This is a genomic window from Catellatospora coxensis (assembly GCF_016862635.1).
Taxonomy (GTDB): domain Bacteria; phylum Actinomycetota; class Actinomycetes; order Mycobacteriales; family Micromonosporaceae; genus Catellatospora; species Catellatospora coxensis.
Window position 1 is genome coordinate 1 of sequence record NZ_BONI01000089.1, and the last position, 17,566, is coordinate 17,566.

Annotated in this window: 14 protein-coding genes and 1 pseudogene; 10 read left to right on the forward strand and 5 right to left on the reverse strand. The window is 70.8% G+C overall.

Annotated features, from left to right (window positions below):
* Position 1: 1 nt before the first annotated feature.
* On the forward strand, positions 2-898 hold the full coding sequence (locus tag Cco03nite_RS35555) for a carbohydrate ABC transporter permease (protein ID WP_239167924.1): 897 nt from the start codon (positions 2-4) through the stop codon (positions 896-898).
* On the forward strand, positions 895-2,286 hold the full coding sequence (locus Cco03nite_RS35560; RefSeq protein WP_203698378.1) for a GH1 family beta-glucosidase: 1,392 nt from the start codon (positions 895-897) through the stop codon (positions 2,284-2,286). The genes Cco03nite_RS35555 and Cco03nite_RS35560 overlap by 4 nt, the downstream gene beginning before the upstream one ends.
* A gap of 119 nt (positions 2,287-2,405) precedes the next feature.
* Here the strand turns inward: Cco03nite_RS35560 and Cco03nite_RS35565 are convergent, their stop codons facing one another.
* On the reverse strand, positions 2,406-3,068 hold the full coding sequence (locus tag Cco03nite_RS35565; protein WP_203698380.1) for a hypothetical protein: 663 nt from the start codon (positions 3,066-3,068) through the stop codon (positions 2,406-2,408).
* 156 nt (positions 3,069-3,224) lie between these two features.
* On the opposite strand from Cco03nite_RS35565, the gene Cco03nite_RS35570 reads away from it, so the two are divergent.
* The 4 genes from Cco03nite_RS35570 (at position 3,225) to Cco03nite_RS35585 (ending at position 6,960) form a co-directional block, all read left to right on the forward strand.
* Positions 3,225-3,662, forward strand: a complete 438-nt coding sequence (locus Cco03nite_RS35570) for a potassium channel family protein (RefSeq protein WP_239167925.1) — start codon at positions 3,225-3,227, stop codon at positions 3,660-3,662.
* A gap of 92 nt (positions 3,663-3,754) precedes the next feature.
* A complete protein-coding gene (locus Cco03nite_RS35575; RefSeq protein WP_203698384.1) occupies positions 3,755-4,309 on the forward strand; it encodes a hypothetical protein in 555 nt (184 codons plus the stop codon).
* 483 nt (positions 4,310-4,792) lie between these two features.
* Positions 4,793-6,178 carry a DUF1996 domain-containing protein gene (locus tag Cco03nite_RS35580; protein WP_203698386.1) on the forward strand — a complete coding sequence of 462 codons (1,386 nt, stop codon included), beginning with the start codon at positions 4,793-4,795 and terminating at the stop codon, positions 6,176-6,178.
* A 182-nt stretch (positions 6,179-6,360) separates the two neighbouring features.
* Positions 6,361-6,960 carry a tetratricopeptide repeat protein gene (locus Cco03nite_RS35585; RefSeq protein ID WP_203698388.1) on the forward strand — a complete coding sequence of 200 codons (600 nt, stop codon included), beginning with the start codon at positions 6,361-6,363 and terminating at the stop codon, positions 6,958-6,960.
* Positions 6,961-7,010: 50 nt separating this feature from the next.
* On the opposite strand, the gene Cco03nite_RS35590 is transcribed toward Cco03nite_RS35585, so the two are convergent.
* The 3 genes and pseudogenes from Cco03nite_RS35590 to Cco03nite_RS35600 form a co-directional block, all read right to left on the reverse strand.
* Entirely contained in the window at positions 7,011-8,297 is a 1,287-nt protein-coding gene (locus Cco03nite_RS35590) for a hypothetical protein (RefSeq protein WP_203698390.1), read from the reverse strand.
* Between the two features lie 113 nt (positions 8,298-8,410).
* Positions 8,411-9,034, reverse strand: coding sequence for an ABC transporter permease (locus Cco03nite_RS35595; RefSeq protein WP_203698426.1), 624 nt, complete (start codon positions 9,032-9,034; stop codon positions 8,411-8,413).
* Positions 9,011-9,563: pseudogene (locus Cco03nite_RS35600) on the reverse strand (ATP-binding cassette domain-containing protein); the annotation flags it as partial. The gene Cco03nite_RS35595 and the pseudogene Cco03nite_RS35600, both read right to left, overlap by 24 nt.
* A gap of 133 nt (positions 9,564-9,696) precedes the next feature.
* On the opposite strand from Cco03nite_RS35600, the gene Cco03nite_RS35605 reads away from it, so the two are divergent.
* The 3 genes from Cco03nite_RS35605 to Cco03nite_RS35615 all read left to right on the forward strand — a co-directional run bounded on the left by Cco03nite_RS35605 (position 9,697) and on the right by Cco03nite_RS35615 (position 15,067).
* The gene (locus Cco03nite_RS35605) at positions 9,697-9,897 is read left to right on the forward strand and encodes a hypothetical protein (protein WP_203698392.1); all 201 of its coding nucleotides are present in this window, start codon (positions 9,697-9,699) and stop codon (positions 9,895-9,897) included.
* Between the two features lie 77 nt (positions 9,898-9,974).
* Positions 9,975-10,250, forward strand: a complete 276-nt coding sequence (locus Cco03nite_RS35610; protein WP_203698394.1) for a hypothetical protein — start codon at positions 9,975-9,977, stop codon at positions 10,248-10,250.
* A 545-nt stretch (positions 10,251-10,795) separates the two neighbouring features.
* Positions 10,796-15,067: a galactose-binding domain-containing protein gene (locus Cco03nite_RS35615; RefSeq protein WP_239167926.1), complete on the forward strand. Its 4,272-nt coding sequence runs from the start codon at positions 10,796-10,798 to the stop codon at positions 15,065-15,067.
* Positions 15,068-15,165: 98 nt separating this feature from the next.
* Here the strand turns inward: Cco03nite_RS35615 and Cco03nite_RS35620 are convergent, their stop codons facing one another.
* Positions 15,166-16,254, reverse strand: coding sequence for an alpha/beta fold hydrolase (locus Cco03nite_RS35620; protein WP_203698395.1), 1,089 nt, complete (start codon positions 16,252-16,254; stop codon positions 15,166-15,168).
* A 192-nt stretch (positions 16,255-16,446) separates the two neighbouring features.
* On the opposite strand from Cco03nite_RS35620, the gene Cco03nite_RS35625 reads away from it, so the two are divergent.
* Complete coding sequence (locus Cco03nite_RS35625) at positions 16,447-17,415, forward strand: aldo/keto reductase (protein WP_203698396.1); 969 nt, start codon at positions 16,447-16,449, stop codon at positions 17,413-17,415.
* Positions 17,416-17,566 lie beyond the last annotated feature (151 nt).

A 17,566-nucleotide genomic window follows, 5' to 3' on the forward strand; every position in this document is an offset into this window, starting at 1 on the left:
GATGACCGTCACCATGACCCGTCCGAAGCGCGCCGCCGACGCCGCCGAGCCCGCTCCGGCCAAGCGCTTCAAGGGTTTCGGCGAGCGCCGCCCCGGCAAGCTCGCCTACCTGGCCCTGACCGGCCTGGCGGTGTTCTCGGCGTTCCCGCTGTACTGGTCCTTCGTCGTCGGCTCGCACGACAACGGCGTGCTCGGCGAGGTGCCGCCGCCGCTGGGCCTGGGCCCGAACCTGTTCGCCAACATCGAGCGCGCGTTCGGCACGATCGACTTCGCCAAGGCGCTGGCCAACTCGTTCATGGTGTCGACGGCGATCACGATCAGCGTGGTGCTGTTCTCGACCCTGGCCGGGTTCGCGTTCGCGAAGCTGCGCTTCCGGGGCCGCAACGCGCTGCTGGTCATGGTCATCGCGACGATGATGGTCCCGACGCAGCTGGGCATCATCCCGCTGTACATGCTGATGGCCAAGATCGAGTGGACCGGCACCATGTATGCCGTCGTCGCGCCCGGCCTGGTCAGCGCGTTCGGCGTGTTCTTCATGACGCAGTACCTCGGCGAGGCGGTGCCGACCGAGCTGATCGAGGCGGCCCGCGCCGACGGCTGCACCACGTTGCGCATCTTCTGGCACGTGGTGCTGCCGGTGTCGAAACCGGCCGCGGCGGTGCTCGGCATGCTCACGTTCATGACGGCCTGGAACGACTTCTTCTGGCCGCTGGTCGTGCTCACCCCGGAGGACCCGACCGTGCAGGTCGCGCTCTCCGCGCTGGCCAGCGGTTACATCACGGACTTCTCGTTGTCGCTCACCGGAACGATCATCGCGACGGTCCCGTTGCTCATCGTCTTCGTGGCGCTGGGCAAGCACATCATCGGAGGCATCATGCAAGGGGCGATCAAGGGATGACCAGCGTTCTGCCACAGGAGATCGCCGCGCCCGTGCGGCTGTCCTTCCCCCAGGGATTCCGCTGGGGTGCGGCGACCGCGTCGTACCAGATCGAGGGCGCGGCGACCGAGGACGGGCGCATGCCGTCGATCTGGGACACGATGTCCCGCGAGCCGGGGCGGGTGTTTCGCAACCACAGCGGTGACGTGGCCTGCGACCACTACCACCGCTACCGCGACGACGTGCGCCTCATGTCGGAGCTGGGCCTGGGCACCTACCGCTTCTCGGTGGCGTGGCCGCGGATCAAGCCCGACGGCTCCGGCCCGGTCAACCCGCGCGGCCTCGACTTCTACGACCGCCTCGTGGACGAGCTGCTGGCCAACGGCATCGCGCCGATGGTGACGCTGTACCACTGGGACCTGCCGCAGGTGCTGGAGGACCACGGCGGCTGGACCAACCGGGACACGGCGTACTACCTGGCCGACCTGGCCGCGGCGACGATCGCGCGGCTCGGCGACCGGGTCGCGACCTGGACGACGCTGAACGAGCCGTGGTGCTCGGCGTTCCTCGGCTACGCCAGCGGCGACCACGCCCCGGGTCGGCGGGAGCCGAAGGCCGCGTACCTCGCCGCGCACCACCTGCTGCTGGGCCACGGCCTGGCCGCGCAGGCGCTGCGGGCCGGCGGCGCGCGCGAGCTGTCCATCACGCACGTGCTGACCCGCGTCGACCCGCAGAACCCGCACGACGCGCACGACCGCGACGCGGCCCGGCTCGTCGACGGCCTGCAGAACCGGATCTGGCTGGACCCGGTGCTGCGCGGGCACTACCCGGCCGACATCCTGCCGCTGTTCGAGCGCTTCGGCGCCGCGGACGCGATCCGCGACGGCGACCTGGAGACCATCTCGACGCCGATCGACCTGCTGGGCGTGAACTACTACCAGCCGGCGCTGGTGCGGGCCAAGGTCGGCGCGGTCGGCCAGGCGAACTACCCGGGCAGTGAGGGTGTCGACTTCCCGCCGCAGGGCCTGCCGGTCACCGGCATGGACTGGCCGATCGACGCGACCGGCCTGTCGGACACGCTGGTCCGGCTGTCCCGGGACTATCCGGGCACCCCGCTGATGATCACCGAGAACGGGTCGGCGTACCACGACATCCTGGAGGGCGACCGGGTCGCCGACCCGGACCGGATCGCCTACTTCGACGGCCACCTGCGGGCGGTGCACAAGGCGATCGAGCGGGGCGCCGACGTGCGCGGCTACCTGGCCTGGTCGCTGATGGACAACTTCGAGTGGGCGTACGGCTACGACAAGCGCTTCGGCCTGGTCTACGTCGACTACGACACCCAGCGCCGGGTGCCCAAGGACAGCGCCCGCTGGTACACGCAGGTCATCCGCGACAACGGCCTGTGAGCAGCCCGGTCTGAGCGCTGCCCGTCCGTCGCGCTCAGCCCAGGTGACGGTCGGGGGTGACCGTCACACGTGAACGCCCCGGCCCGCGAGTTCGCGGGCCGGGGCGCCGTGCGTGCGGGTCAGTGCTGCGGGGCGTTCCACATCGCGGCGAAGCCCGCCGCCTCGCCGGTCAGCCAGCGGTCCACGTCCGCGCCCTTGCCGGCCTCGCCCCGGTAGGCGATGCCGCGCCGCACGTCGACCAGCACCGGCTCGGCGTGCGGCAGGATCTGGTCCATGTTCGACCGCAGCAGGTGCAGCGTCGCCGTGATCAGGTCGGCGGTCGGCGGCTCCTCGTCGAAGTGCAGCCGGACCGCCTCGCTGCGGCCGTCGTCGTAGCGCAGCCCGAAGTGGGCGCTGATGCGCACCGGCAGGTCGCCGATCATGGCGAGGGCGTCGTTGGTCTGCGTCAGCCGACAGCCCTGCCCCTCGATGGACGTCAGGTAGCTGGCCGCCCCGGCCGTCAGCGACGCGTAGAGCCGCTGCCAGCGCGGGTCGACGACGTCGTTGACCTCGACCAGGTGCGTGCCGGGCGTGTGCTGGTCGATGTCGGTCTTGAGCGCCTTGATCAGCCGGCTGTGCGGGTTGAACCCGCGGCCGGTCTCGCGCTGCTTGCGCAGCTTGCCGACGAACGCCGCCTTGGCGGGGCCGGACCGGTCCACGTAGCGGGTGAACGCCAGCAGGGTGGCGTAGGGCAGCAGGGGCTTGGCGGGGGTGTCGGCGACGGTCGCTTGAGGGGTGGGCATGTCGGCTCCGTTCGCAGCTCAGCGATTATTTTTCGTACACACATTCTAATCGACGGGGGCGACATTTCCGCGTCCTCGCGCCGTCCGATCGGGTGCCCTTCGGGCCGTCCGGTCGGCCACTGACGCGGTGTGGCGCGCGGCTGCACAATGTGTGCCGTGAACCTGCTCAAGCGCTTCACCAACTCGCCGAAGGCGCTGGTCGTCAGCTATCTGCTGCTGATCATGGCCTCGGCCGCCATCTACCGGCTGGTCGAGGAGGGCAAGACCCTCGGCGACGCGCTCTGGTGGGCCGTGGTGACCGCCTCGACCGTCGGATACGGCGACACGTATCCGGAGACCTGGCCGGGCCGGGTGATGGCCGGAATCCTGATCTCGGTCATGATCCTCTTCGTGATCCCGCTGATCACCGCGCACTTCGCGAGCAAGCTCATCGTCGACAACGACGCGTTCCAGCACGAGGAGCAGGAAGAGATCAAGAACCAGCTCCGCGAGATCCGCAGGATCGTGGAACGGCTGGCCCCGGCCGACGCCGAACGCGCCGGCGCGGCGCTGGACGCGGTCGAGGCCCGCACCGAGGGCGACCGCCACCGGTAGCCGCGCCGGGCGCACCGGCTGCGGGCGTCGCGTGCGGGGCCGGTGCCGCCGGTAGCATCGCGCCGGTGTGGGGGATGGCAGGGTATCGGCCGATGCCGGTGACGACGGTCGCCGGCCTGCTCGATGCGCACGACGACCACCTGCGTTCGCTGGTCGGGCGTGTGCTCACCCGGATCCGCGGCCTTTGCTACGTCGGCGACGGCGAGCGGTGTGCGACGCTGCCGGTCGTGCTGGAGTTCGCGGAGGCGCGGCTGGAGCTGGCCGCCGAGGGCTTCGACCGGCTCTATGTGAGCCGTGACGAGCTGGCCGCGGACCCGCTGCCGGACACCGACGACCAGGACGACCCCGAACATGAGGTCGGCTGGGCCGATCTCATCCGTCCCGAGCTGGCGCTCCTGGTCGGTGCGACGGTGACCGCGGTGCGGGTGCTGGAGCATGACTTCCGCCTCACCGCGCCCGACGGCGGTCTGGTCGAAGCGTGGCTGCTGGGCGGGCTGGAGCTGGTCTTCGCTGACGGCCGGGCGCTGCTCGCCGTGAACAGCGTCGACGCGCTGGAGGTCACCGCCGGGGTGCCCGGTTCGGGGTCGTGGCGGCGGACGGCGCTCGATCTGCCCGGCCAGGACCAGCGGGCGCCCGACAGGTCCTGACCGGAAGCAGCGTTCGCGACGCGGGGGCGTGCGTCGTGCGGCGGGCGCGCCCCGGTTGACCGGTCCGGCCTGCGAGGGCCTTCACGGTGCCTGACGCCGGTGCCGCGACCTCGGATCCAGGAGCGGCACCGGCGATGGAGAGCGCTCTCCACAGCGGAGATGTTACGCGGATGTTGCCGCTCGTCAATACCCGCGCCGAATCGGTCCGAATTAAAGGGTTAGCTGCGGGTTTCGAGGGCGCGTCGTTGGCGTACCACCCGATGGGCTCGGTGATCGGGGCGGCGCGGCAGGTGCCTCCAGGCGGGCAAAGTGGACGACGCATTGACGGATGTGCGGCTGCGGCGTAACACTGTTGGAGAGCGCTCTCCATCGTACTGCGGTGTCGAGACGCCATGCCCGTCATCAGCCCCGTGGTGCGGACCGTCCGTCCCGGCTCGCCGCACCGCCCCGGTGCCGGCGAGCCCCCACCCTCCGGGAGATTCGATGACATCCATCGGCCAGAGCCGGCCGAGGCGCTCCAGGCTCGCGGGACCAGCCGCCGCGGCCCTGCTCGCGTCACTGGTCACCGTGGTGCCCATGCAGTCCGCCCAGGCGGCCGTCACCCTGCTCTCGCAAGGCAGGCCGGCCACCGCGTCCTCGACCGAGAACGGCGGCACCCCTGCCACCGCGGCCGTCGACGGCAACCCCGCCACCCGCTGGTCCAGCCAGTTCAGCGACCCGCAGTGGCTGCGCGTCGACCTCGGTTCCACCGCCGCGATCACCCAGGTGGTCCTGCAGTGGGAGGGCGCGTACGCGACCGCGTACCAGATCCAGGTCTCCGCCGACGGCACGAACTGGACCTCGATCTACAGCACCACCAGCGGCACCGGCGGCACCCAGACGCTCAACGTCACGGGCAACGGCCGCTACGTGCGGATGTACGGCACCGCCCGCAACGGCGGCTACGGCTACTCGCTGTGGGAGTTCCAGGTGTACGGCGACAACGGCACCACGCCGCCGGCCACCGGGTACGTGCTGGCGAACCCGCAGGTCACCGGTGTGACGCCGTCGACCTACAACCCGCCGCACGCCTACTTCCACGAGTTCCAGGCCAACTGCGCGTTCAGCCACGACCGGCCCGACGACCCGATCGTCTACCCGGGCCTGCCGGGCGCGTCGCACATGCACACGTTCATGGGCAACCGCACCACCAACGCCACCAGCACGCTGTCCACGCTGCAGGCCGGCGGCACCACCTGCGTGGCCCCGGGCGACAAGTCCGGGTACTGGATGCCGACGCTGTACAACGGCAACCAGGTGATCACGCCGGTCGGGCCGCAGGTCATCTACTACAAGACGGGCGTCAACGACTACACCAGCGTCCGGCCGTTCCCGCCGGGCCTGCGGTTCGTCGTCGGCAGCCCGAACGCCACGGCCGACCAGTTCATGTTCGGCTCGGTCGAGGGCTGGGAGTGCGGCGAGAGCTACCACAACGCCGACTTCCCGGCGTACTGCCCGGCGGGCACCCAGGTGAACGTCCGCTACCAGGCCCCCAGCTGCTGGAACGGCCTCCACCTGGACACCCCCGACCACAAGAGCCACATGGCGTACCCGGTGAACCTGGTCTGCCCGGCCAGCCACCCGGTGGCGCTGCCGATGATCGAGTTCAAGATGGCGTTCCCGGTCAGCGGGGACATGTCGCAGGTGCGGCTGTCGAGTGGGCGGGGCTACTCGTTCCACTACGACTTCTTCAACGCCTGGGACCCGGCCACGCAGGCCGCCCTGGTCAACCACTGCATCCGCGGCGGCCTGCAGTGCAACGCCCGCGGCTACGACGAGACCCAGCCGGGCCGCGGCGCGGCCCTCAACGCCAACTACCAGCTCCCGTAACCGCACCACGGCCGGCCCCGACATGGCGGGGCCGGCCGCCACGTTCGAGATCGTCGGACTTGCCGGGCAACCGGGCGTATCGCGGGTCAAGATACGCACAGCTGCCCGGCAAGTCCGACGATCGTGCGCCGCGCCGCGCCGCGCCGCGCCGCTCGCCGCACGCGGTGCGGGGACGGGGTGGGGTGGCGGGTGGCACTCGCGGGCACCGGGGCGAGACCGAGGCCGCCGAGCAGGTGCTGCGGGAGATCGCCGAGCACGGCTCGACCCGGTACGCCTGCGGGGCCCGGCTCGGGCTCGGTGACCTGGCCCGGCACCGGGGGGACCGCGACGCCGCCCGCGGGCACTACCGGCAGGCGCTGGTGCAGCTCACCGACGCGGTGATGGCGTCGCCGCAGTTCCGTTCGCTGATCCTGACGGCGCAGGCGCACCTGGCCGTGGAGACCGGGGACCTCGACGACGCGGCGGCCTGCCTGGTCGAGGCGTACGGCAGCGCGCTCGCGGTGAAGGACATGCCCGTGGTGGCGCGGGTCGGGGTGGGCGTCGCCGACGTGTGGCAGGCCCGCGGCGACCGGGTGCGAGCGGCGCGGGTGCTCGGCGCGGTAGACGCGCTGCGCGGCAGCCGCGATCTGGCCAGCCCGGACGTCCTGCGGTTGACCGCCTGGCTCGCCACCCACCCGCCCCTCACCGCCCCGTTCACCGAGGGCCGCCTACTGGACCGAGCCACCGCCCTCGACGCCGTGGACCCCCACCACCTGCTCCGAAGTGCGCTTGGATCTAGCTGATTTGTTGTCGTCCCAGCGACGACAAATCAGCTAGATCCAAGGCGCTCGACTCAGCCGGCGTCGGGGTCGGGGGTGGCGTGGATGGTGAGGGTGGTGCCGAGAGTGAGCGTTTCGGGGTTGCGGCGCAGGTCGGCGGGCTCGTCGGTGGTGGGCAGGTTCAGCTGGAAGCGGGTCGGTTCTGTGAGCTGTTCGCCGGCCAGCCGCCATGGCGCGGTGTCCTGGCTGCCGGGAACGGCCAGGTGGACGGAGACGGAGGCCGGGCGGGTGGTGCTCCACTGGAGGTGTTCGGCGGTGAACACGACACGGCGCAGGTGAGCCGCTCCCTCGGGCAGCGGTGCCGGCGGCCGGATGTCGAGAGGGCGGAGTCGCTCCTGCCATCGCCGCGCGAGCTGCCGGAACGTGTCGTCGGAGGCGCGGCTCCGGCTGCGGCCCGCGGCGACGACGGCGCTGCCGGCTCCGGCGAGGACTTCGGCGATCTCGGCGGCGGGGATCCGGGGGGCCAGGTGGCCGTGCCGCACCGCGCGGACGTGGAGCATCGCCTCGTGCAGCACCCGGGCGGCCTGGGTGGGCGCCGCGCGCAGCCAGCGCACGGTCACACCCCGGTCGCGCGCGGGCCGCTCGGGGGCCACGACCTTGTCGGCCGCCTGCCCGGCCTGGGACAGGTGCCAGTACATGTCGTCCGGGCGTATCTCGCCACGGGCGCCGCGCACCATGCCGTGCCTGCCGAGGCCGAGGGCGACACCTTTCGCTGTCACCGTGACCGACGATCCGCTGCGGTCGGCGGCGTCGAAGTGGACCCGGTCGACGTCGTTGAGGACAAAGTGCAGCACCGCCCGCTCGGAGTCGGCGGCTCCGGTGGCGTACCGGCGATTCGCCTCGATCGAACACCGTGCGGTGAGCACCGAGCCCGCGCGCTCCACGTCGAGGGAGCGCACCGTGGCCCCGGCGAGGTCGTAGTCGACGTCGAGGCTCACGACCCCGGCCTCGGTCAACGGCACCGACCAGCAGTACAGACGGCCCATGTGGTCGCGGGAGTACCGGAGTTCCGCCGGCCGGGAGAGCATGTCCACCAGCGACGGTGCGGCCTCGACCACCCAGTCGTAGCGGGACGTCCCGAATTCGCCCATCCAGCGCAGCCCTCGGCGGGCCAGTCGGGAGCGTCCCCAGGCGGTCGGCGCCGTCGCGGCGTACAGCAGCGGGAAGGTGTTGTTGTCCCAGATGTCGGACAGCCGGTAGATCGCCTGGCGGTCGAAGGCGCGGGCGTCGGCGCAGTGGCGGGCGATGTCGTCCACTGAGCGGTCCAGCAGGCTGCCGAAGGTGTCGATGGCCGGGGGCACGGGCCTGATTCTGCGCCGATTCCACGGTGGAGTGGTGCCCGTCCGGTGAAGAGATGGGAAGGGCACCTTCTACACGGACGTCCGTTATGAAGGTGCCCTTCCTTTGCCGGGGGTCAGGTGCGGCGGCGGTAGGCGAGGGGGGCGAAGACGGCGAGGAGGGCTGCCGACCAGAGGAGGGTGGAGGTGACGGGGGCCGCGATGGGGCCGCCGAGCATGAGGCCGCGGGCGGCGGCCATGACGTCGGTGACGGGGTTGAGTTTCACCCAGGCCTGCAGCCAGCCGGGGAGGGTGTCGGTGGGGACCATCATGTTGGTGCCGAAGGTGAGCGGGAACATGATGAGGAAGGAGATGCCCTGCACCGCGCCGGGTTCGCGGACCAGCATGCCGATCAGGACCGAGGTCCAGCTGAGGCAGAACGAGAACACGAGCACCAGCAGGCAGGCGGCGAGGCCGAGCAGCGGGCCGTTGCCGAAGCGGAAGCCCAGGGCGCTGCCGAAGCCGATCAGCACGACCATCGCGACCACGAAGCGGATCACGTCGCCGGCGACCGCGCCGATCAGCGGGGCCGAGCGGGCGATGGGCAGGCTGCGGAAGCGGTCGAAGACGCCCTTCTTGATGTCGCTGTTGAGGTTGACGCCGATCGCCGTCGAGGCGAACATCGCCGTCTGCACCATGATCGCGGGCAGCAGGAACTGCAGGTAGGCGTGCTGCGAGCCGGCGACCAGGGCGCGGACCATGTTCCAGACGTCGTCGCGCTTGGCCGGGTCGAGGCCGGTCGTCGGCTCGTCGAGGTAGATCACCTCGGGGCGGCCGACCAGGCTCGCGGCCAGGTCGAGGCGGCGGCGCATCCCGCCGGAGTAGGTGCGCGCGGGGCGGCCGGCGGCGTCGGCGAGGTCGAAGCGGGCCAGCAGCTCGGCGGCGCGGGCGCGGGCGTCGGCGGAGCGCAGGTCCATCAGGCGGCCGATGAGCACCAGGTTCTCGGTGCCCGGTGAGGTCGTCGTCGACGGAGGCGTACTGGCCGGTCAGGCCGATGCGGCGGCGCACCTGGTCGGCGTCGCGCACCACGTCGTAGCCGCCGACCACGGCCCGGCCCGCGTCGGGGCGCAGCAGCGTGGCGAGCACGCGTACCGCGGTGGTCTTGCCGGCGCCGTTCGGGCCGAGCACGCCGAGCACGGTGCCCGGCCGGGCGGCGAGGTCGACGCCGGCCAGCGCGGTGGTCTTGCCGTACCGCTTGACCAGGCCCTCGGCCTGGAAAGCGTAGGTCATGATCTTTTCCTTCCCTGGTCCACGCGACCAGGGTGGGCGGGGCCGCTGGCAGGGCGCGCACAGCCCGCGCACACCTTGGGGGCACGCCGCTGCGGTGCTACCGTCGACAGCCCCCGAACCCCGAGGTCAGCCCATGTCTCACCGTTGCGGCAAGCACGTCCTCCTGTCCGCCCCCGCCTCCCCGCGCTCCGGCTGGATCGCCTGCGCGGTGCACCGGATGGGCGACACGCAGCTCGACCACCTCTTCGGCCGCATCGTCGGCCTGGAGTTCCACGGCGAGGAGGTCCTCGCGTTCGGCTGGATCATCCGCCACGCCATGCTCGACGAGGCCTAGCCCGCGCGAACGCCGCCGGAGCGCGATCAGTACGCGATCCGTACGTCCAGCTCCCTAGTTTCGACTCGAGCGCCACCGTGCGCGGCGACGAGACAGGAAGGGGGATGTATGGCGCATCCGGCACTGAGACGGGGCCTGTCCCCGGCGGCCGCCGGGAGCTCGGCGACTTCACCGGTGCGGTCCGCGACCTTCGGCACGGCGGCGACACCGGGGCCGCCCGCGCCTGCCGCGACGAGGCGCTCGCGCTGGCCGACTTCATCGGGACGCCGGAACGGCGTGACATCCGGGCGTCGACGGCGGAGCTGGACGCCGGCCCATGCGACGGCGACCTGATCGCTGCGCAAAAACGATAGAGTTCCGTGCAAGTTTGCAATGCCGTTCGAAACATCGCGGACGGTGACGGCGCAACGCTTGCCTTCCCCGGCGACGCATGGCACGGCCCGCTCGCCGCCGCCGGGCATGCCTGCTCACCCTCGCGGCGCGGGACCGCGCGGAGCCTCCAAAGCGGAGAGACGCGAGATCAACGGTCATGGCTGGACGTCACCGGCGGTGATCGCCGCTGATCGGGGGCGGCCCCGGGGCGTACGCACCGAAAATGATCACCGTCCGTCCTCACCCGACTGTTGCTACGTTTTTTGCATTGGACTGTGGACTTCTAACTACCAAGGCTCTAACGTTTTGCTACCACAGTCAGAAACACCGATGACTTGAGCTCGTAACAGTGCTTCAGGTGGCAGGTGGCTCCTCGGCCGTGGCGGCGTGTGCGCGTGAGCTGGCACGTCGCCGCAATCCGCTCCGGCCGGGTCGCCTTCCGCACCACGGGGTGGCCGTCCTCGCGACGGCGACCGCGGATTCGCGGCGGGATGAACGCAGGAGAGGTAATGCAGGGAGGAGTGCAGTGAAACTCAAGAATGTCCGGATCAGGCTGCTCGCGACGGCCGTCGCCGCCAGCCTGGCCGTCGTGGCGGGGCCGACGTCACCGGCCACGGCCGCCGGAGGGCCGAACCTGGCCGCCGGCAAGCCGACCACGGCGAGCAGTGTCAACGGACCCTACGTGACCGGCAACCTGGTCGACTCGAACCAGGGGTCGTACTGGGAGAGCTCCGGCGCCTTCGCCCAGTGGGCGCAGGTCGACCTGGGCAGCACCGTCAGCGTCGACCAGGTCGTGCTGAAGCTGCCCGCGGGCTGGGGCGAGCGCACCCAGACGCTGTCCGTGCAGGGCAGCGCCAACGGGACCTCGTTCAGCACGATCGTGGCCTCGGCCGGGTACAACTTCCAGCCCGGCTCCGGCAACGTGGTGACGATCAACTTCGCCGCGGCCAGCACCCGGTACGTGCGGATCAACATCACCGCCAACACCGGCTGGGCCGCCGCGCAGCTGTCCGAGCTGGAGGTCTACGGCGTGGCGGGCGGCGGTTCGTCCGGCAACCTCGCCATCGGCAAGTCGATCACCGAGAGCGGCCACGCCGACGTGTACGGCGCGGGCAACGCCAACGACGGCAACCAGGGCACCTACTGGGAGAGCGTGAACAACGCGTGGCCGCAGTGGCTGCGCGTCGACCTCGGCTCGACCGTCAGCGTGAACCGGGTCGTGCTGAAGATCCCGAGCGGCTGGGGCGCGCGCACGCAGACCCTCGCCGTGCAGGGCAGCACCAACGGCACCACGTTCTCCGACATCGTGGCCTCGACCGGGTACAACTTCACCGGCGCGAACACCGTGACGATCAACTTCGCCACCGCATCCACCCGGTACGTGCGGATCAACATCACCGCCAACACCGGCTGGCCGGCGGGCCAGATCTCCGAGTTCGAGATCTACGGCCCGACCACCGGTGACACGCAGGCCCCGTCCACCCCGGGCAGCCTGGCCTACACGCAGCCCGCGGCCGGCCAGATCCGCCTGACCTGGAACGCCTCCACCGACAACGTCGGCGTCACCGCGTATGACATCTACGCCAACGGCGACCTGCTGACCAGCGTCAGCGGCTCGACGCTGACCTACACCGACAGCCGGCCGGACAGCCAGACGGTCAGCTACCACGTGCGGGCCCGCGACGCCGCCGGCAACCAGTCGGGCAACAGCAACACGGTCACCCGCACCGGCCAGACCGGCGACACCCAGGCGCCCACCGCGCCCGGCAGCCTCGCCTACACCCTGCCCGCCTCCGGCCAGATCCGGCTGACCTGGACCGCGTCGACCGACAACGTCGCCGTGACCGGTTACGACATCTACGCCAACAGCGCGCTGCGGGCCAGCGTGAACGGCTCGACCCTGACCTACACCGACAGCCAGCCGGACACCGCGACGGTCAGCTACTACGTGCGGGCCAAGGACGCGGCGGGCAACATCTCGCCGATGAGCAACATCGTCACCCGCAACGGCTCCGGTGGCGGCGGCACCAACCAGGCGCTCAACAAGCCGATCACCGACAACGGCCACACGCACATCTTCGCGCCGGAGAACGCCAACGACGGCGACCTCACCACGTACTGGGAGGGCAGCACGTCGCCCAACCAGCTCACCGTGGCGATGGGCTCCAACGTCGGCGTCAGCTCGATCGTGATCAAGCTGAACCCGGACGGCGCGTGGGGCGCGCGTACCCAGACCCTGCAGGTCCTGGGCCGCGAGCAGAGCTCGTCGTCGTTCGTCAACGTGGTCTCGTCGGCGGCGTACAACTTCAACCCGGCCACCGGCAACACGGTGACCATCAACGCCTCCGGCAGCTACGCCGACATCCGGCTCCAGTTCACCGGCAACACCGGCGCCCCGGGCGGCCAGGTCGCCGAGCTCCAGGTCATCGGCACCCCGGCGCCGAACCCGGACCTCACCGTCACCTCGGTCACCTGGTCCCCGGCCTCCCCGGTGGAGACCGACGCGGTCACCCTGAGCGCGGTCGTCCGCAATGCGGGCACCAACACCTCGGGCGCGACCAACGTCAACTTCTACCTGGGCACCACCCTGGTGGGCACCGGCTCGGTCGGCTCGCTGGCCGCCGGCGCGCAGACGACGGTCAACGCCAACATCGGCACCCGCACCGCCGGTTCGTACGCCGTCACCGCGAAGGTCGACGAGGCCAACAGCGTCATCGAGCAGAACGAGGCCAACAACAGCCTCACCGCGTCGAGCAACCTCACGGTCAGCCCGGTGCAGTCCTCCGACCTGGTGGCGAACCTGAGCTGGACGCCGAGCAACCCGTCGGCCGGCAACACCGTCACCTTCTCGGTGGCGATCAAGAACCAGGGCACCATCGCCTCGGCGAGCGGCGCGCACGGCATCACCCTCACCGTGCTCAACGAGGGCGGCACCGTGGTCCGCACGCTGACCGGCTCGTACTCCGGGGTGATCAACGCCGGGGCGACGTCGAGCGCGGTCAACCTGGGCACCTGGACCGCGGCCAACGGCCGGTACACGGTCCGCGTGGTGCTGGCCAACGACGGCAACGAGCTGGCGGTCAAGCAGGCCAACAACACCAGCAACACGCCGCTGTTCGTCGGCCGCGGCGCGAACATGAACTACGACATGTACGAGGCCGAGGACGGCTCGACCGGTGGCGGCGCGACCGTCGTCGGCCCGAACCGCACCATCGGCGACCTCGCCGGTGAGGCCAGCGGCCGCAAGGCCGTGACGCTGAACAGCAACGGCCAGTATGTGCAGTGGACCACCAAGTCCGCGGCCAACGCGCTAGTCACCCGGTTCTCCATCCCGGACAACGCGGGCGGCACGGGCACCACGTCGACGCTGAACATCTACGTCAACAACGTGTTCCACAAGTCGATCACGCTGACCTCCAAGTACGCGTGGCTCTACGGCGCGGAGGCGGGGCCGAGCAACTCGCCCGGCGCCGGTCCGGCCCGCCACCTGTACGACGAGGCCAACATCCTGCTGGACTCCACCATCCCGCAGGGCGCCACGATCAAGCTGCAGAAGGACGCGGCCAACAGCGGCACCTTCGCGATCGACTTCATCAACCTGGAGCTGGTCAGCCCGCGGGCGAACCCGGACCCGGCCCGGTACAAGGTGCCCACCGGCACCTCGCACCAGGAGGTCCAGAACGCCCTCGACGCGGTCCGGATGGACACCACCGGCACGTTCGTCGGTGTCTACCTGCCCGCCGGCAACTACGAGACGGCGCAGAAACTCAGCGTCTACGGCAAGCCGGTCAAGGTCGTCGGCGCGGGCATGTGGTACACCCGCTTCAACACCCCGACCGGCCAGGAGAACACCGACGCCGGCTTCCGGGTGGAGAGCAGCGCCAACGGCTCGTCCTTCGAGCACCTGGCGTTCTTCGGCAACTACACCATCCGCCAGGACGGCCCCGGAAAGGTCTGGGGCGAGCTGAAGACGGTCAACAACCTGACCTTCGACAGCGTCTGGGTCGAGCACACCGTCTGCGGCTGGTGGGGCGTCAACGTCAGCGGCTGGACCGTCAAGAACAGCCGGGTCCGCAACACCTTCGCCGACGGCATCAACCTGACCAACGACTCCACCAACAACCTCGTCACCAACGTCGAGGGCCGCGGTAACGGAGACGACGCGTTCGCGCTGTTCTCCGCGATCGACTCCGGTGGTTCGGTCGGCAACCACGGCAACGTCTTCGAGAACCTCTCGGCGACGCTGACCTGGCGTGCCGCGGGTCTGGCCGTGTACGGCGGCTACGACAACGTGTTCCGCAACCTGTACATCGCGGACATGCTGACGTACTCCGGCATCACGATCAGCTCGCTGGACTTCGGATACCCGTTCGTCGGGTTCGGCACGACGCCCACACGGTTCGAGAACATCTCGCTCGTGCGGGCCGGCGGCCACTTCTGGGGCAACCAGACCTTCGGCGCCATCTGGATCTTCGCGGCCTCGAAGGAGTTCCGCGGCATCCGGATCACCGATGTGGACATCGTCGACCCGACGTACTCCGGCATCATGTTCCAGTCGAAGTACCCGGAGCAGCAGCTGGTCACCGACACCATCTTCACCAACGTCAGCATCAGCGGCGCGCAGAAGAGCGGTGACGCGTACGACGCCAAGTCCGGCATCGGCATCTGGGTCAACGAGATGCCCGAGGCGGGTCAGGGTCCGGCGAGGGGTTCGGCCACCTTCAACAACCTGACCTTCAGCAACAACTTCCAGAACATCCGCAACACCACCACCACCTTCACCCTCAACATCAGCTGACGCTGCTCGGGTAAAGGAAGGGCACCTTCTTAACGCTATGCGTTGTAGAAGGTGCCCTTCTTAACGTCGTCCTAGCGCTGACCTGCGGGTTCTTGTGGCTATTTCAGCTGATCGGCGTCCATGACGGCCTGGGCGAACGGTTCCGGGGCCTCCTGAGGCACGTTGTGGCCGATGCCCTGCAGCGTGCGGTGCTGGTACGGCCCCGTGAACCGGGCCCGGTACGCCGCACCGTCGCCCGGCGGCGTGAACGGGTCCACCTCGCCGTCGACCGTGATCGTGGGCACCGCGATCGGCGGGCCTTTCGCCAGCTGCGCCTCCAGGTCGTCGTGGCGCGGGTCGCCCTCGGCCAGGCCCAGCCGCCAGCGGTAGTTGCCGATCACGATCGGCACGTAGTCGGGATTGTCGAACGACGCCGCGGTGCGGTCGAACGTCGCGTCGTCGAACTTCCACGTCGGCGAGTTGAAGGTCCAGATCAGCTTCGCCAGGTCGTGCCGGTTCTCGTCCAGGCCGAGTCTGCCGCGCTCGGTGCTGAAGTAGTACTGGTACCACCACGCCCACTCCGCCTTCGGCGGCAGCGGCTGCTTGTTCGCCTCCCGGTTGGTGATCAGGTATCCGGTCACCGAGACCAGCGCCTTGACCCGCTCCGGCCACAGGGCCGCCACGATGTCGGCGGTGCGCGAACCCCAGTCGTACCCGGCGAGCACCGCCCGCCGGACGCCCAGCGCGTCCATCAGCGCGACCAGGTCCAGCGCGAACGCCGACTGCTCCGCGGTGCGGGGTGCCGCCCCGTCCCGGAACCGGGTCGTGCCGTGGCCGCGCAGGTGCGGCGTGATCGCCCGGTATCCCTGCGCGGCCAGCAGCGGCGCGACGGCGACGTAGCTGTGGATGTCGTACGGCCAGCCGTGCAGCAGGAACACCGGCCGGCCGTCGGCGGGACCGGTCTCGACATAGCCGACGTTCAGCTCGTCGGCGTCGATCTGGCGTACCGGGCCGAATTCCGGCTGTGCCCGGGTCTCCGCGTCCGGCACGGTCGCGCCGAGGCGGCCGCCGCGCCCCGGCGGAGCGCCTGGGGCGGGAACCGTGGCACGGCTCGCGGCACGGCTCGCGGTGGCTGGCGCGGCCAGGCCGCCCAGGGCGGCAACCGCGCCGGTGCCGAGGATCCTGCCGAAGGTACGCCGGTCGACCATCCGGAACCTCCCGTGAGGTGTCGACGGAGGTGAGCGCGTGCTGTGCAGCCACTGCGGCGTGGACACGCGCGGACTCGTATGCCCAGCTCGGAGGCTACCGGCCGGGGCCGCGGCGCGAGCCGGTTCGGCGCGAAGTCGGATCGACGGCCGCCGGTGCGGGCGGAATGCCGGCGCAGGCGGAATGATGTAGGCATGTCGCTGGAACGGCTCGACCTGAGCAGCCCCGCCGCCCGGATCGGGCTCGGGCTGGCCGCGGTGGGGCGGCCGGGGTACATCAACGTGCGCCGGGACCGCGATCTGCCCGCCGAGCGGACCGTGGAGGCGTTGCGGGAGCGTACGTACGAGCTGCTCGACGCGGCGTACGCGGCCGGGGTGCGGTACGCCGACGCGGCGCGTTCGTACGGCCGCGCCGAGGAGTTCCTCGCCGGGTGGCTGGGCGCGCGGGACGTGCCCGACATGGTGGTGGGGAGCAAGTGGGGGTACACGTACACCGCGGGGTGGCGGGTCGACGCGGCGGTGCACGAGACCAAGGACCACGGGCCGGCCACGTTCGAGCGGCAACTGGGGGAGACGCGGGAGCTGCTGGGGGAGCGGCTGGACCTGTACCAGATCCACTCGCTGACCGTGGAGAGCCCGGCGCTGACCGATACGGCGCTGCACCGGCGGCTGGCCGGGCTGGCCGCGACCGGCGTGACGGTCGGCTTCTCCGGCAGCGGGCCCCGGCAGGCCGACGCGATCGACGCCGCGCTGGCGATCGAGGTCGACGGGGTGCCGCTCTTCCGCAGCGTGCAGGCGACGTGGAACGTGCTCGAACCGTCCGCGGGCCGGGCGCTGGCCGCCGCCTGCGCCGCCGGCTGCCAGGTGATCGTGAAGGAGGCGATGGCCAACGGCCGCCTCGCCGAACCGTCGCCGGAACTCGGTGTGCTGGCCGAGGTCGCGGCGGAGGTGGGCGCGCCGCAGGACGCGGTGGCGCTGGCGGCGGTGCTGCACCAGCCGTGGTCGGGCGTCGTGCTGTCGGGGGCGGCCACGACCGCGCAGCTGGCGACGAACCTGGCCGCGGCCCGGGTGCGCCTGTCCGACGACCAGCTGACGCGGCTCGCGGTGCTGGTCGAGCCTGCCGAGCAGTACTGGAAGCACCGCGCCACCCTGCCCTGGCAGTGACCCGCGCCCGCGAACCTCCCCCTCTTCATAGACGATGGCCTATTACGTCGAATCCGACCCGCGATTTTCCGATGTGATAGGCCATTGTCTATGGAAGTGGAAGCCGCGCAGCGCGAACGGCCCTCATTCGCCTGGCCGCGCCGAACTGGCC